Source organism: Cytobacillus eiseniae (assembly GCF_017874625.1).
Taxonomy (GTDB): domain Bacteria; phylum Bacillota; class Bacilli; order Bacillales; family Cytobacillaceae; genus Cytobacillus; species Cytobacillus eiseniae.
Window position 1 is genome coordinate 37,505 of sequence record NZ_JAGIKZ010000018.1, and the last position, 15,183, is coordinate 52,687.

At 39.3% G+C, this 15,183-nt stretch carries 14 protein-coding genes; all 14 read right to left on the bottom strand.

What is annotated here, in order from left to right; genetic code table 11:
- Nucleotides 1-30: 30 nt before the first annotated feature.
- Nucleotides 31-1,182 (bottom strand): homogentisate 1,2-dioxygenase, encoded by a 1,152-nt coding sequence (locus J2Z40_RS14125; protein WP_066394025.1) that lies wholly within the window; start codon nucleotides 1,180-1,182, stop codon nucleotides 31-33.
- Nucleotides 1,183-1,200: 18 nt separating this feature from the next.
- A complete protein-coding gene (locus tag J2Z40_RS14130) occupies nucleotides 1,201-2,118 on the bottom strand; it encodes a fumarylacetoacetate hydrolase family protein (RefSeq protein ID WP_066394022.1) in 918 nt (305 codons plus the stop codon).
- A 195-nt stretch (nucleotides 2,119-2,313) separates the two neighbouring features.
- Nucleotides 2,314-2,925 (bottom strand): flavin reductase family protein, encoded by a 612-nt coding sequence (locus tag J2Z40_RS14135; protein WP_066394019.1) that lies wholly within the window; start codon nucleotides 2,923-2,925, stop codon nucleotides 2,314-2,316.
- Between the two features lie 3 nt (nucleotides 2,926-2,928).
- Complete coding sequence (gene hisC, locus J2Z40_RS14140; protein ID WP_066394017.1) at nucleotides 2,929-4,023, bottom strand: histidinol-phosphate transaminase; 1,095 nt, start codon at nucleotides 4,021-4,023, stop codon at nucleotides 2,929-2,931.
- Nucleotides 4,024-4,418: 395 nt separating this feature from the next.
- Nucleotides 4,419-5,534, bottom strand: coding sequence for a 4-hydroxyphenylpyruvate dioxygenase (hppD, locus tag J2Z40_RS14145; RefSeq protein WP_066394013.1), 1,116 nt, complete (start codon nucleotides 5,532-5,534; stop codon nucleotides 4,419-4,421).
- A gap of 132 nt (nucleotides 5,535-5,666) precedes the next feature.
- Nucleotides 5,667-7,088 (bottom strand): dihydrolipoyl dehydrogenase, encoded by a 1,422-nt coding sequence (lpdA, locus tag J2Z40_RS14150; RefSeq protein ID WP_066394012.1) that lies wholly within the window; start codon nucleotides 7,086-7,088, stop codon nucleotides 5,667-5,669.
- Nucleotides 7,089-8,246, bottom strand: coding sequence for a dihydrolipoamide acetyltransferase family protein (locus J2Z40_RS14155; protein ID WP_066394010.1), 1,158 nt, complete (start codon nucleotides 8,244-8,246; stop codon nucleotides 7,089-7,091).
- A gap of 17 nt (nucleotides 8,247-8,263) precedes the next feature.
- Complete coding sequence (locus tag J2Z40_RS14160) at nucleotides 8,264-9,232, bottom strand: alpha-ketoacid dehydrogenase subunit beta (protein ID WP_180316798.1); 969 nt, start codon at nucleotides 9,230-9,232, stop codon at nucleotides 8,264-8,266.
- Nucleotides 9,233-9,255: 23 nt separating this feature from the next.
- Nucleotides 9,256-10,326, bottom strand: a complete 1,071-nt coding sequence (gene pdhA, locus J2Z40_RS14165) for a pyruvate dehydrogenase (acetyl-transferring) E1 component subunit alpha (RefSeq protein ID WP_066394003.1) — start codon at nucleotides 10,324-10,326, stop codon at nucleotides 9,256-9,258.
- Nucleotides 10,327-10,400: 74 nt separating this feature from the next.
- A complete protein-coding gene (locus J2Z40_RS14170; RefSeq protein WP_066394000.1) occupies nucleotides 10,401-11,507 on the bottom strand; it encodes a Leu/Phe/Val dehydrogenase in 1,107 nt (368 codons plus the stop codon).
- Nucleotides 11,508-11,556: 49 nt separating this feature from the next.
- Complete coding sequence (locus J2Z40_RS14175) at nucleotides 11,557-11,946, bottom strand: thioesterase family protein (protein WP_066393997.1); 390 nt, start codon at nucleotides 11,944-11,946, stop codon at nucleotides 11,557-11,559.
- 204 nt (nucleotides 11,947-12,150) lie between these two features.
- Nucleotides 12,151-12,945: an ABC transporter ATP-binding protein gene (locus J2Z40_RS14180; protein WP_066393995.1), complete on the bottom strand. Its 795-nt coding sequence runs from the start codon at nucleotides 12,943-12,945 to the stop codon at nucleotides 12,151-12,153.
- Entirely contained in the window at nucleotides 12,920-13,951 is a 1,032-nt protein-coding gene (locus J2Z40_RS14185; RefSeq protein ID WP_066393993.1) for an ABC transporter permease, read from the bottom strand. Before J2Z40_RS14185 ends, J2Z40_RS14180 begins: the two co-directional genes overlap by 26 nt.
- Before the next feature lie 18 nt (nucleotides 13,952-13,969).
- The gene (locus J2Z40_RS14190) at nucleotides 13,970-14,971 is read right to left on the bottom strand and encodes an ABC transporter substrate-binding protein (RefSeq protein ID WP_066393990.1); all 1,002 of its coding nucleotides are present in this window, start codon (nucleotides 14,969-14,971) and stop codon (nucleotides 13,970-13,972) included.
- Between the last annotated feature and the right edge of the window lie 212 nt (nucleotides 14,972-15,183).

The following is a 15,183-nucleotide window of genomic DNA, read 5'->3' on the forward strand; positions in this document are numbered from 1 at the left end:
CTTTTATTGAAGATGCTCTTTTCTTATACTTTATACCCATGTAAACATATAGTTTTCATCTTCAATCTCTTTTGCTTGTTTCACAACCTTCAATGGTCTAAATGTATCAATCATCACTGCAAGCTCCAATGTTTCCTTTTTTCCGATGCTCGCTTCGGTCGTTCCAGGGTGTGGCCCGTGAGGAATGCCGCTCGGATGCAAAGTAATTGATTCAAGATTAATCCCTTTTCTGCTCATGAAATTGCCCTCTACATAATAAAGAAGCTCATCACTATTGACGTTGCTATGTGTATACGGTGCTGGAATTGCCTCTGGATGATAGTCAAATAATCTTGGAACAAATGAACAAACGACAAAATTATGACCTTCAAATGTTTGATGTACCGGTGGTGGCTGATGGATTCTACCAGTGATTGGTTCGAAGTCTGCAATATTAAAGACCCATGGATATAAATAACCGTCCCACCCTTCTACATCAAGTGGGTGATGATTCAATACATGCGAATGAAGATACCCTCTTGTTTTTGTGATAACTTCATATTCGCCTTTTTTATGATAAGTTTCTAGACTTTCAGGTCCGCGAATATCACGCTCACAAAATGGACTATGCTCCAACAGCTGCCCATATTCATTCCGATATCTTCTTGGTGTTGTTATTTGGCTAAATGATTCAATGAATAGCATCTTTGTTAGTTCATTATTGTTAGGGAGAATCCGGTAAATTGTTCCAATTGGTATAACGACATAATCGCCCGATCGATAATTAATTGTACCGAACATTGTTTCAATTTTCCCTGTTCCATAATGAATAAATAGCATTTCATCGCCATCACCATTTCGATAATAGCTATTCATTCGTTCATTTATGGTTGCTGTCCCAATGAATAAATCTTCATTTCCTAATAAATAAGTTCTAGCCTCTAATCCATCCCCTTTTTTATCTATTTGATTTGTCATTAAATGACGATGCTTTAAAGGTCCTTGCTCTTCATAATCTGGTAAATACTTCCCAATTAAATTCGTTTTTATAATTTCGGTTGGCATAAAATGATGATAGAGTATCGATTGCGTTCCCGAAAACCCCTTCGTCCCCATCACTTGTTCTCGAAAAAGACTGCCATCCTCTTTTTTAAACATTGTATGGCGTTTATTTGGAATCCTCCCCATTTGCCGATAAAACATATGTCCACCTCACATTTCTTAGATAATCACATTCTTCAATACGCCTAGTGCTGCAATTTCCAATTCAACCTCATCACCTGGCTCGAGCCATCGATGCACATCTGTTCCTAGTTCTAGAATACAGCCGCTCCCGACTGTTCCAGAACCAATTATTTCACCAGGATATAAGGTGACACCTTCCGAAGCTCGCTCAATCATCTCTCCAAATGAATAGTAGATTTCCCTCATGTTCCCCTCTGAAAGCTGTATCCCGTTTACGCTTGCTGTCATTCGTAAATCATATCGGTTCTCAATCAAATATGGATCTAATTCATCCTTCGTTACGATGTAAGGACCGATAGAAGTAGCAAAGTCTTTCCCCTTTGCTGGCCCTAGTCCAACCTTCATTTCCTTTCTTTGTAAATCTCTAGCACTCCAATCATTTAAGATACAATAGCCGAAAATATATTCATCCGCATTTTCTGCTTTAATATCCGAGCCTTCCTTCCCAATCACACAAGCAATTTCCAACTCATAATCAAGCCACTGACATTTTTTAGGTCGTGCAATTTTTTCATTTGGCCCTCTAATCGCTAAATGATTAGAGAAATAAAAGACGGGCATTTCATACCACTCAGGAACCATCTCAAGTCCTCGATTTCCTCTTGCTACTTTTACATGCTCTTCAAATGCGTAAAAATCGCGTAAGCTTTTTGGTTGTGGGAGGGGCGCTTTCAATTCAACTGCCTGAAGCGGGTATACTCCATGATTATTAATAAGAAATTTTTGTTCAGTGGCAATATAATTCATAAAGAAAAGATGATTTTCAAGAAATGAAAGCATATCTTTTGGCAGGATTCCATTTGAAGCCTCATACATATCAATTACTTCATCCTTGTTTTTCATCCATCCTGCTCTCAACGATCCATCCTTCTTTTGAAAGGTTACGAATTTCATAGCATCACCTTGATAGATTTATTCTTAGTCCATATCCACTGGCTTACGCTTTTGTTTAACTAGCTTCAATGCTAGTATCTACCAAACTTTCATTCCCCTTCCTGTACTAAGTCCATAGTTTTTTGCTTTCCTAATCCGTGTTTCCTTCATTCCAGTCAGGGGAGCTTTCAGTTTGTAAAGCAGAACCTTCGTATTTTACGCTTTTCTGATCAATTCAAATGTTTCCGTGAGTGGTTTTGTGTATATATGACCAGCCATTCTTCCGATCGGTTTAAGCTCTTCCGTTGAAATTCGGCCATTATTATATAGATTACTTGCTACATGAACATGTTCTACTTTTCCAATGACTAGGCTGCCAGCGCCTATATGTTCACCGAAATGGTGGACTTGGTAGAGCGAGCACTCCAGATGCACCTTAGACTCCTTTACACGTGGGGGCTTAACAACATGACTATTTTCCTTTGTCAAACGAGCCATCTCAAGTTCATCGATCTCAGAAGAATATGCTGTTGCACAAATATTCATTTTCTCGATCCAGTCCTCACTAACAATATTTATAACAAACTCCTTCGTCTGCTCAATGTTTGTGAGTGTATCCTTTTTATTCCCGTCCGTTCCTCTTCTCATTGGCGAAAAACAAATCAACATGGGGTCTGCACAAATGGCGGTAAAGAAACTAAATGGTGCAGCATTTACAATTCCCTCATTGTCGACAGTGGTAACAAACGCAATTGGGCGAGGCAAGATTGACCCAACAAGTAGCTTATATGCCTCTTTCCATTCAAGACTGTCTGGGTTTATTTCCATTACTTACACCACCTTTTCATTACATAGCCTTTTAAGTACAGCTAGAAAAAAATCATTATCTTCTCTAGTACCTAGAGTAATCCGAAAGGCATCTGCGTAACCAGTTAGTTTCATTTGACGAACAATCAGTCCATTTGTGATTAACTTCTCGGAAACTAGTTGATCCGTATACACATAGATGAAATTAGTCTCGGATGGAAAATAGCCTAATCCTAGTTCTCTCAATTGTTCACATACATACACTCTTTCTCTTTCGTTTTTCTTCTTACAATCAATGATAAAGCTCTTATCATCTAATGCACATTCTGCAGCTAATTGAGCGAGTTGATTGACATTAAATACTTCTTTTACCTTCTGAAGTTCGCGCACAATTTCCGAATGCATCATGCCATATCCTACTCGCAAACTAGCTAATCCATATATTTTTGAAAAGGTACGTAGGATCACAAGGTTCGAATACGTATTGAGAAGTGAAATCGATTCAAGATAATTACTTGAGCTTACGTATTCATAATAAGCTTCATCAAGAATGATCAGGATATTTGATGGAATCATTTGGATAAAACGTAATAGCTCTTCCTTTCCTACAATGGTCCCTGTTGGATTATTCGGATTGCAAATGAAGATCATTTTTGTTTTTTTCGTTATTTTTTTGTACATTGCTAGTAGGTCATGAACTCCATTTTGCAGCGGAACAGCAATTGATAGGCCGCCTTCAATCACCACATTTGTCTCATATCGTGGAAATGTTGTCGCAGCCATAATCGCTTCATCTCCATCGTTAATGTAAGCTCTCGTAAGCAAGCGAATAATTTCTTCAGATCCATTGCCAATCAAAAATTGATCCTTATTTAACTGATAATAGGAAGATAATTGGTTGATTAGCTTTGCCGTTGTACCATCTGGATATAAATATAGATTGTGCATATTATTTATGATTGCTTCCTTCACTTGACTGGAGCAGCCATAAATGTTTTCATTATCAGACATTTTTCTAACTACTTTTAGATTGTACTTTTCTTTTATTTCTTCTGGTGAGTCACCAAGAGGATACGAGCGAATTCCCTCTATTACACGTCTCGTTTGAATGTTTCCCATGAAATGCACCTCAATCATTAGGCAGAATAACCATCTATTTTGGAAGGAATCTTTTGTATTTTGTAGGAAATTAAAAATTAAAATATTGTGGCTAACTTTGCGATATGTTCTTCGTCCAGCTCCACAAGGAATCCTTCGACAGCATAAGCATCGCACGACTATAAGTGTATTTCTTATAGGAGGAGCGCCTACCCCCGACGTACAGGATGTACTAGTGTCGACAATGCGACAGGACGTCGCGTTTTTGTCGACCTCGAGGTCACAAGCCAATCCTCTAAAGATAGGTAAAGGACACCTTTCCGTGAGGCTCATCTTGTGCTATGCCTGAGGCTGAACAAGGCGCTTGCGCTTTTGTTCTTTACAAAACTCCCTTTTATAAAGGGAGTCTGCTCTTTTTATAAATTCCCTCTTTTCTCTTGTTCACGTTCAATCGACTCGAATAGGGCTTTGAAGTTTCCTTCACCAAAACCTCTTGCTCCTTTGCGTTGAATAATTTCAATAAATAAAGTTGGACGATCCACAATTGGCTTTGTGAAAATTTGCAGTAAATAGCCTTCATCATCCCTATCTACTAAAATACTTAACTCTTTAATTTTGTCTATTTCCTCATCAATTTCCCCGACACGTTCTGCTAATGCATCATAATAAGAAGAAGGTGTACTCAAGAATTCAACCCCATTTTTCTTAAGGGTACTAACTGTACTCACAATGTCCTCCGTTAAGATTGCAAGATGCTGAACCCCTGGGCCATTATAGTATTCTAAATATTCCTCAATCTGTGATTTTCGTTTTCCTTCAGCAGGCTCATTGATCGGAAACTTAATTCGGCCGCCGTTATGCATGACCTTTGACATAAGCGCGGAATATTCGGTTGTAATATCCTTGTCAGTAAAATGCTTCATTTCTTTAAAGCCCATTACATTTGCATAATAATTGACCCATTCCTCCATCCGTTCTACATTGCCAACGACATGATCAATTCCGATGAAACCAGCATCTTCAACAGGAACATTCATCTCTAATGGTTCGTATCCTGGCATGAACACACCCTTATAATCTCTTCGTTCCACAAGCGTGTGTATCGTGTCACCATATGTACCGATGACTGCCTTTTTAACGCTGCCATGCTCATCCTTTATTTCAAATGGTGGAACAATTTCAATCGCTCCTCTTGAAACTGCTTCTTTATACGCTTTCTCCACATCGTCCACTGTAAGGGCAATATCCTTCACACCATCTCCATGCTTCTTTACAAAAGATGCAACTCTGCTGCTTTCATTTAATGTGCCAGTAATAACAAGTCGTATTTTTCTTTGTTGAAGGACATATGAGACTGTTTCTCTATTTCCTGTTTCTAGCCCTGAATAAGCAACAGGCTTAAATCCAAATGCTGAACAAAAGAAATAGCATGACTGTCTAGCATTCCCCGAGTAAATTTCCAAATAATCTACTTCTTTTACAGGAAAAAATTCCTCTACTTTTTCTTGTTTGGCTACCTTATTTTCTTGCATGTTCATCCCTCCTGTTTTTAAAATTATAAATATTCTGAACTATATTAATAATATATGAAACGTGTAAATGTTCTCAAGAGTATAAGTTAAAGCTATGATGCATATATGCACTAAAGTAAAATTAGCGTTATATTATACGTTAGATTTTTCTCTTTTCATCATTGGCGGAATATGAATTGCCTGTTTCTTTATAGCTTCAAAAGCTTCTGCTATACATTCATTCACACTTGGGTGCGGGTATGCTGGAAACAACAAATCCTCATCACGAGCAGCCATTTCTAATGAGAGGATTCCACTCGTTATCAGTTCAATTGCACCATATCCTAGAATATGCATACCTAAAAAGAGGCTAGTCTTCTTATCCGTAATGACTTTGATGAATCCTTCTTTTTCCCCCCGAAGCCCAGCAAAACCGTTTGCTGAAAGTGGAAATTGGCCAATATCCACTTCATATCCATGCTTAATTGCTTCCTGCTCAGTCAATCCCACACTCGCAATTGGCGGTGTTGTCTGGGCGATGATTGGGAGAAAGCGTAAATCAACTTCAGAAGATAGTCCAGCAATGGCTTCTGCAGCTGTTTTCCCTTGTTTAATCGCCTTTGATGCTAAGTGAGGACCTTCTGTTACATCCCCAATCGCATAAATCGTCGGGATAGACGTTCGGCATTGCTGATTCACTTCAATAAAATCTCGATTTGTCCGTTTGATTCCAATTCGATCAATCCCCAGATTTTCGATATTCGGAGAATGACCTAATGAAATAAATAAATGAGTGCCTGTCATTTTTTCATTTCCAAAATAAATAGAAACAGTATTTTGCTCTACATATGCTTCAGATATAGAAACATTTTTAATTATTTTTATTTTATTCTTCTTCATCAGTCGCATTAGCTCCATGTTTATCGACTGATCGAAAGGAAAGTCCTCCCCGTCCAGTAAAATGGTAACAGCTGAACCAAAAACACTAAAGGCCATCGCCATCTCCAGTGCAATATAATCACTACCTAAGACGAATAGTTTTTCCGGTATGGCAGAAAGTTTCGTAATCGACCAAGAATCTACAATCTGAACATGATCAACCTTCAATCCTTTTGGGATCTTTGGTGAACTGCCGGTGGCAATGATCGCCTGTTTAAATCGATAAACCTCATAGTGATCCCCAGATTCAACACCAAGTCGATCCTCCGATAGAAAAAAGGCAGACCCCTTAATCAGCTCCACTTTGTTTGCTTTGCATAAAGCAGTAACTCCTTCTCGCAGCTGAAGAATCGTATTTAATTTGTAATTTTGTAGTTTAGCTAGGTTAAATTCAATCGAATTCGTTTCAATCCCAAAGTCTGCAGCTTTTCTCGTACTACGCAGCTTCTCCGCACCTTCAGTCAAAACCTTAGTAGGGATACAGCCTATATTCAAACAAACACCGCCAAGCTCTTCTCTTTCAATGAGCGTAACTGATTGACCGAGTTGTGCAGCACGGATCGCTGCATTATAACCGCCTGGACCACCGCCAATAATGATCAGATCGCGTTCATATGCTAGTTCGCCAACAACCATTTATACCATCTCCAGCAACAGTAATTTCGGATCTTGAATCAGCATAGCAAAGCGGTTTGTGAACCGTACTGCAGTTGCTCCGTCTGCTACTCTATGATCAAAGGACATTGATAAATTCATGATTGAGCGAATAATGATTTGATCATCATCTGTAACAACAGGCATTTTCTTATGTTTATGAAAGGAGACTAACGCAACCTCAGGGTATTGGATAATCGGTGTTGCCCCAATACTTCCTCCAAGCGGACCAACATTACTAATTGTAAAAGTGCCACCCGAAATATCTGTGATTGATAATTGATTATTCAAAGCTTTATTTGTAAGCTGCTTCATCTCTGTATGAATCACGCGTATAGATTTCTCTTCGATATGGCGGAGCACAGGGACAATTAATCCTTCTTCTGTATCAACTGCAATACCGATATGATGCTCTTTTTGCAACTGGATGACTTCATTCTCTTCATCAAGAACGGCATTAAAAATCGGAAATTCTTTTAGACTAATGGATAATGCTTTTAAGAAAAAGGCAGTAATCGAAATAGGCTGGTTTACTTTCTTTAACTCACTACAGAATTGTAGAAGATGTGTTACGTCTATCTCTTCAAAATGTGTACAATGCGGGATCGTGTATATCGACTGGACCATCTTTTTAGCAATTTGCTTTCGTCTGCCCCTAAATGGGATGGTGTCTTTTGTTTGTGGGGGTTGATGTACAGATACAGGTATATATACTGTATCTTTTGTAGTCTGTTCATTCTTTTTCAGTGATGCAGCAGTCATATACTGGTAAATATCTTCATCTGTAATCCGTCCAGCAGGTCCTGATCCATCTATCTTATGGATATCAATGCCATTTTCACGGGCAATTTTTCTAGTAAATGGTGAAGCAATGATCCTCTTTGGCTGGTTTGTTTTCTTTTCAGCAGCGAGATCATCTAGTAGCAGTAATGTAGAACCGACTGACACTGTTTCACCAGGCTTAACTGTGAATTCTCGGATAATCCCTGCTCTTGGAGACGGGATCTCCGCAGTCATTTTATCCGTTTGTACTTCTAACAGTGGGTCATCCGCTTTAACAATATCACCTGGTTTTACGAGAAAACAGTTGACTTCAGCCTCAGTCATCCCTTCTCCAATATCATGCAGCTTTACTTCCATTCCATCTCATCCCTCCTCTAAAATGATGTCACCTTTCTAATCGCATGCATAATTCTTATTTCATTTGGTAAATAATGATCCTCAAAGCCAAAATATGGAACAGGTGTATCAAATCCTGTGACCCGTTCAGTTGGGGCTTTTTGATACAAAAAGGATGTATCATTAATAACTGCTAATATGTCATTCCCAACACCACCAGTGGCATGTGCCTCATGAACAATTACCATGCGACCTGTTTTTTGAATCGATTCAGCGATCATCTCTTTATCAATCGGATAAAGAGTCCGTAAATCAATGACTTCACAATGAATTCCTTCTTCCTCCATTTCCATTGCTGCATTTAACGCCACCTGGACCATTGCTCCCCAGCATACGACTGTAACGTCGTCCCCTTCTAACAGCTTGTTCGCCTTCCCAATTTCTACCTTGTATTTCCCATCAGGCACTTCTTCCTTTGCAGCTCGGTACATGCGCATCGGTTCTAGAAATAAAACAGGATCAGGGTCTTCAATAGCAGCAATAAGGAGGCCCTTCGCATCATATGGACTGGATGGACAAACAACTTTAATTCCTGGCATATGTGTGAATATTGCTTCGGTGCTATCACAATGAATCTCTGGTGCTCTTACCCCTGCACCATAAGGGGCTCGTATGACCATTGGAACCGTGTAATGCCCCATCGTTCGCATCCGTAATCTTGTAGCATGTGTCATAATTTGCTCGTAAGCCGGGTAGATGAAACCTAGAAATTGGATTTCAATGACAGGAAGAAAACCATTAACTGCCAGCCCAATTCCAGCTCCGACAAAACCAGCTTCACTTAATGGAGTGTCCATCACCCTTGTCTCTCCATACTTTTCTTGCAAACCATCAGTTGCCCGAAAAACGCCACCGTTTTTCCCAATATCCTCCCCCATCAAAATAACCTCTTGCCGCTCAGCAAGCATCGTATCGAGCCCATCGGTTATTGCTTGAATGAGTGTCATCGTCTTTGTTCTAAGTGATGTGCTCAATTCCGCACACCTCCTATCAATCTAAGATACTCTTCTTTTTGCTCTTTTATCTGCCAGGTTGGTTCTGCAAAAACATGATCAAAGATATCTGCTGGATTGGCTGGAGGAAAAGCTTCCATATCAGCAACCGCTTCTTCAATTTCCTTAGAAGCCTCCTCTTCGATTTCACGAACCCATTCTTCTTTAAAGATTCCTTCATTTTTCATCCATTTTTCTAATCGCAAAATTGGATCCGTTTCCAATCTTCGACTATTGCTGTCTGATTGATTACGATATTTCGATGGATCATCAGCTGTTGTATGAGCACCATACCTCCATGTCACCGCTTCAATTAACGTCGGTCCTTCTCCATCTCTCGCTCTTTCCAATGCTTTCAATGTTTCAAAGTAGACGATAAAAACATCATTGCCGTCCACACGTATACCTGGAATATCATAGGCAATCGCTTTTTGAGCAATCGTCTTTGTATTCATTTGCTTTTCGATCGGTACTGAAATCGCATATTGATTATTTTGATTAAAGAAGACAACAGGAGCTTTGCACACACTTGCGAAGTTTAACCCTTCATGAAAATCTCCTTCCGATGTGGCACCATCCCCGAAATAGGCAATTGCTGCATGACTTGTGCCTTTCATTTTTTCTGCTAAAGCTGCTCCTGCTGCATGTGGAATTTGTGTTGCAATCGGTATGCCCGGCGGAAAGATCTTTTTGCCGATTGGAGGTATACAACCTTCATTTCGGCCATTCCAAAATAATAAGATGTTTCGTAAAGAATGACCGAATACAAATGCAGCACCGTGCTCCCGATAGGTAGGGAACATCCAGTCAGAAGGCTCCAATGCAAGCGCACTTCCAACCTGGGAAGCCTCTTGGCCTTCAAAAGGTGCATACGTGCCAATGCGTCCTTGTCGCTGTAAGCTAATCGCTTTACGGTCAAATAGACGAATTCTTACAAGCTGCTTGTAAAAATCTTTTACAAGATTTTCGTTTATTCTCTCTTCATATTCAGGCGAAACAACCTTTCCGTTAGCGTCCATTATTTGCTGGATAGGAAACTGATTAATCATTTTCTCACCCTTTACATTTATATTAGCTACGATAGACATCTTTCTACCGTAATAATGTTGTTTTCTATTTAAAATTAAGTTCGTACTGCCCATTTAGGTCTTTTTATGTGAGAGAAGAAGCTATTTCTGCGTGATCGAGCTTCAATTCTTCTTTCGCAAAATTGATTGGCCGCCTCCATTGTTGTAATTCCCTTCTCACTCGCATACTCGTAAATATTCAAAAGAGAATTATAGATGGCTTTTGTTTTTTGCAGAACTCTTTCCTTATTCGGGGTATAAAGTTCATCAGCAACTTGAATGAGTCCACCAGAATTAACAATATAATCTGGGGCAAATAATATGCCCTTTTCTTGAAGTTTTTCGGCATGACGGAGTTCCAATAATTGATTATTGGCTGATCCAACAACTGCCTTCACCTGCAATTGTTCAATTGTTTCATCATTTACAATTCCCCCCATTGCACATGGGATAAAAATATCTGCTGGCGCTTGATAAATCTCATCTTTATTTACTACTTTTACTCCTGCACCTAGTTGTTTTGCTTTCGTAAGTAATGTATCGATTGCCTGCTGGTTAATATCTGTCACATATAAATCAGCACCTTCCTCTATCAATCTTTCTGCTACTTTTAACCCGACTTTTCCCAAGCCTTGAATTGAGTAGCTTCTATTTGCTAATTCATCAGAACCTGTTAATGCTCTATTTGTTGCCTTGAGGCTGTAAATAACTCCTTGTGCAGTCGGGATCGAGGAATCGCCACTTCCGCCGTACACCTCATCAACCCCAACAATGCAATTCGTTTCCTTAAGTGCATGAACAAAATCCTCTGGAGTTGTACCCATATCAGTTCCCGTGTAGAAACGACCATTTAGTGATTCAACAAATTGACCAAACGCCCGAAATAATTCGGGGGTTTTATCCTTATTTGGATCGCCAATAATTACTGCTTTTCCTCCACCGAAATCAACATCAGCTGCCGCACATTTATATGTCATCCCTTTAGATAGACGAAGAACATCCTCCAATGCTTCTTCCTCGCTAGCATATGGGAGCATTCTACATCCCCCAAGAGCAGGACCAAGCCTTGTGCTATGGATTGCAATAATTGCCTTCAAGCCCGTTAGTTCATCATTACAGAATACAACCTGCTCATGCTCTCTTATCTTTGAAAACATATTCATAGTCAATTACCTCCCACTCGATTGGTACCGCTTACAATTCATTTGAATTTCAATCATCTTCAAGTAAGCTAGCTATTTTACTTTTTGGCAAAAGAATTTGTTTCACTTCACCCATTCCAATTAGTTTCCCTCTATTACTAACTGTCACTTCTGTGATGACATGACTCCCCTTTACTTCATTTACAATTGCCAAGATAACCAACTCCGCACCTTCAGCAGATGGAGCAAGATGCTTAGCTGAAACAGCAGCCCCCATCCCTTCTTCATCTTCTTCCAAAAAGGGAAGAATAATCATTCTAGAGACCCATTCCATATGGTAAATCATTGATACAGTTGAATAAGCACGGTGAACAACCTTTCCATCAAATTGAGCAAACATATCAGGAGTAACGATAATCTTTAATTCTGCTTGATCTCCTATCTTCAAACCTGGCCTCATTCAATCCCCCCGATTTAATAAAGGTTCATTATATATGTATGACGTATATTCAACGATATAATAACATTTCGTTAAATGAATAGTCAATTAATTGTAAAAATTAAGAAAACTATATATATATAGATCAATTGCTTCGTATGATGTTTACTTCCAAAAATTGAAAAGGATTAACTAGCTAAAAAGCATCATTAATCCTTTTATTAATTATGAAAGAAGAGCCCGATCACTTGCCATTTTAACTCCTCTAATTCTTTGAAATTCACTTAATAGCTGTTCAATCGATAAATTTGCTTTTTCACTTTCGTCGACTTCTAAAATAATTTGCCCTTTATCCATCATGATTAAACGATTGCCAAGATCAAGTGCCTGCTGCATATTATGAGTCACCATCAATGTCGTTAACTGATACTGTCCGACAATTTCCTTTGTTAATTGAGTGATCAACTCCGCACGAGCAGGATCAAGTGCGGCAGTATGCTCATCTAATAATAATATAGAAGGTTCAGTAAAGGTTGCCATCAGAAGGGAGAGTGCCTGCCTTTCACCACCAGATAGCAGGCCAACCTTTGCATTTAACCGGTTTTCTAATCCTAAATGGAGTGTTGCCAGCACCTCTCGGAAATACTCCCTTCGGCTTTTCGTTACCCCTTTTCTTAATGTACGTGTCTTATTTCTTGAATAAGCCATTGCTAAATTCTCTTCAATCGTCATACTTGGCGCTGTTCCTGCCATCGGATCCTGAAAAACCCGGCCGATATATTGCGCTCTTTTATATTCAGAAATGGAAGTGACATTCTCCCCATCAATCAATACCGTTCCGATATCCGGTGTCATCACCCCTGAAATCATATTCATTAACGTTGATTTTCCAGCCCCGTTGCTGCCAATGACTGTTACAAAATCACCTTTATTCAAAGTTAAATGAATTTGATCAAGCGCAATTTTTTCATCTGGTGTTCCTTCATTAAAAATCTTATGAATTTGATTTAATTGAAGCATCTGCCTCCCCCTCCCTATCCTGAGGTGACTGACTGAAAGCTAAGAGCTCTGCATGTTTTCTTGCTTTTCGCTTTCTTTCTTTTGATGCATCAATAAATTTTGGCATAATGAGAGCTAAGATAACAATCGTAGCAGTAATCAGCTTCATATCACCTGGCTCTAGGAAGTCCACCCGAAGCGCCAATGTTACAACAATTCGATAAATGATTGCACCGCCAATGACTGCTAAAGTTGTTCTCGCAATCGTTTTTGTACCGAAAAGTGCTTCACCGATTATGACCGATGCAAGACCAATTATGATCATGCCAATTCCCATTCCAACGTCCGCAAATCCCCCCTGTTGAGCAATAAGCGATCCAGAGAAAGCGACCATTGCATTGGAAAGGCCCAGACCAAGGATAACAGTTAAATTTGTGTTTGCTGAAAGGCTGCGAATCATCCTCTTATTGTCGCCTGTCGCTCTAATTGCTAGACCAATTTCCGTTTGCAAAAATTTATCTGTGAGTAATTTAATTGTAAATGTGACAATGATCATAAAGAGGACAATTCCCCAGGTTCTTGGAAGGCTATCTCCAAGTCCAATCGCTGTGTAAATCCCATTAAAAAAGGAATCAATCCCTAATTTACTTGAAAACTCACTCATACTAGTCATTATTGAATCTTGGTTTAATAAGGGGACATTGGATTTCCCCATTATTCTAAGATTGATCGAATATAAGGCAATCATCATTAAGATCCCAGAAAGCAGTGCATTAATTTTTCCAAAAGTATGAAGGACGCCCGTAATACATCCCGCAATAAATCCTGCAATCAAGGCAACGGTTGTCGCGATAAAAGGATTAACCCCACTGACAATCATCGTTGCTGAAACGGCTGCTCCTGTCACAAAACTGCCATCTACCGTTAAATCTGGAAAATCAAGCACTCGAAAGGAGAGATAAACACCAAGTGCCATAATCGCATAAATAATGCCTGATTCAAATGCTCCAAAGACAGCAGTAGGCATTAAGAATCACACCCTTTTTTATTCGCCTTCGTAAAATTCAGCAATATTCTCCCACTCCTGTTTTACTTCCAGCCCTTGTGCTTCAGCCGCATTTTTATTGATCATTAATGTTAAACTATTAGGAAGCTCAACTGGAATTTCAGAAGGCTTTTTATTCCCTTTAAGGATATCTGCAGCCATTTTTCCAGACTGATACCCAAGCTCAAAATAATCAAATCCACTAGCAGCAATCGCTCCACGTGCCATCGAATCAAGTTCACCAACAAACAGAGGAATCTTCTCATTATTAGCTACAGCAATGACAGATTCTAAAGCTGATACAACCGTATTATCAGTTGGAACGTAGATCGCATCCACGCGTCCTACTAATGATTCTGCCCCTTGCTTCACCTCTGCTGAAGTGGAGATCGATGCCTCTACAACTGTTGCACCAAATTTTGCTGCCAGTTCCTTTACTTGAGCAACTTGAACTTCTGAGTTTTGCTCACCAGCATTGTAAATAACCCCAATCGTTTTGGCACCCGCTTCTTCAACGATAAATTTAATCGTTTTCTCCGTGCCATCTGGATGATTATCTGTCGTACCCGTGATGTTAGCTCCAGGCTTTTCAAATGATTCCACAAGCTCCGCACCAATTGGATCCGTTACTGAAGTAAATACTATCGGAATATCCTTCGTTGCATTTAACGCACTAACTGCACTTGGTGTGGCATTAGCAAAAATTAGATCCACCTTGTCGCCAACAAAATTATTGGCAATGGTTTGTGTATTATTCATATCAGCCTGTGCGTTTTGAAAATTATACTCCACATTATCTCCATCTTTAAAGCCTGCATCCTCCATCGCTTTTTTAAATCCTTCTGTTGCCGCATCTAAGGATGGATGTTCAACAAACTGCGTAATCCCTACTTTAAATGTTTCCTTGTTCCCCTGCCCAGAAGATGACTCATTCCCACACCCACTTAAAACTAGCAAGCCCGCTGCTAACAAAAGAGAGAATGGCTTTACAAACTTTTTCACACTAATAAACCCCCTTATATTTTTAAAATAAAACACTACCAATGATTGATAGTGTGAATACCCTATGTAGATAAAAGCAGGATCATACTTTGCAATGACATAGCTATGGAGTCAAAATAAGTGAGATAGAGAACAAAGCAAGTGTTGTTTTATATGATAACTACTGTGATTAACGTATTTATAACGTTATATTATCACCCAAAGCAACTAAT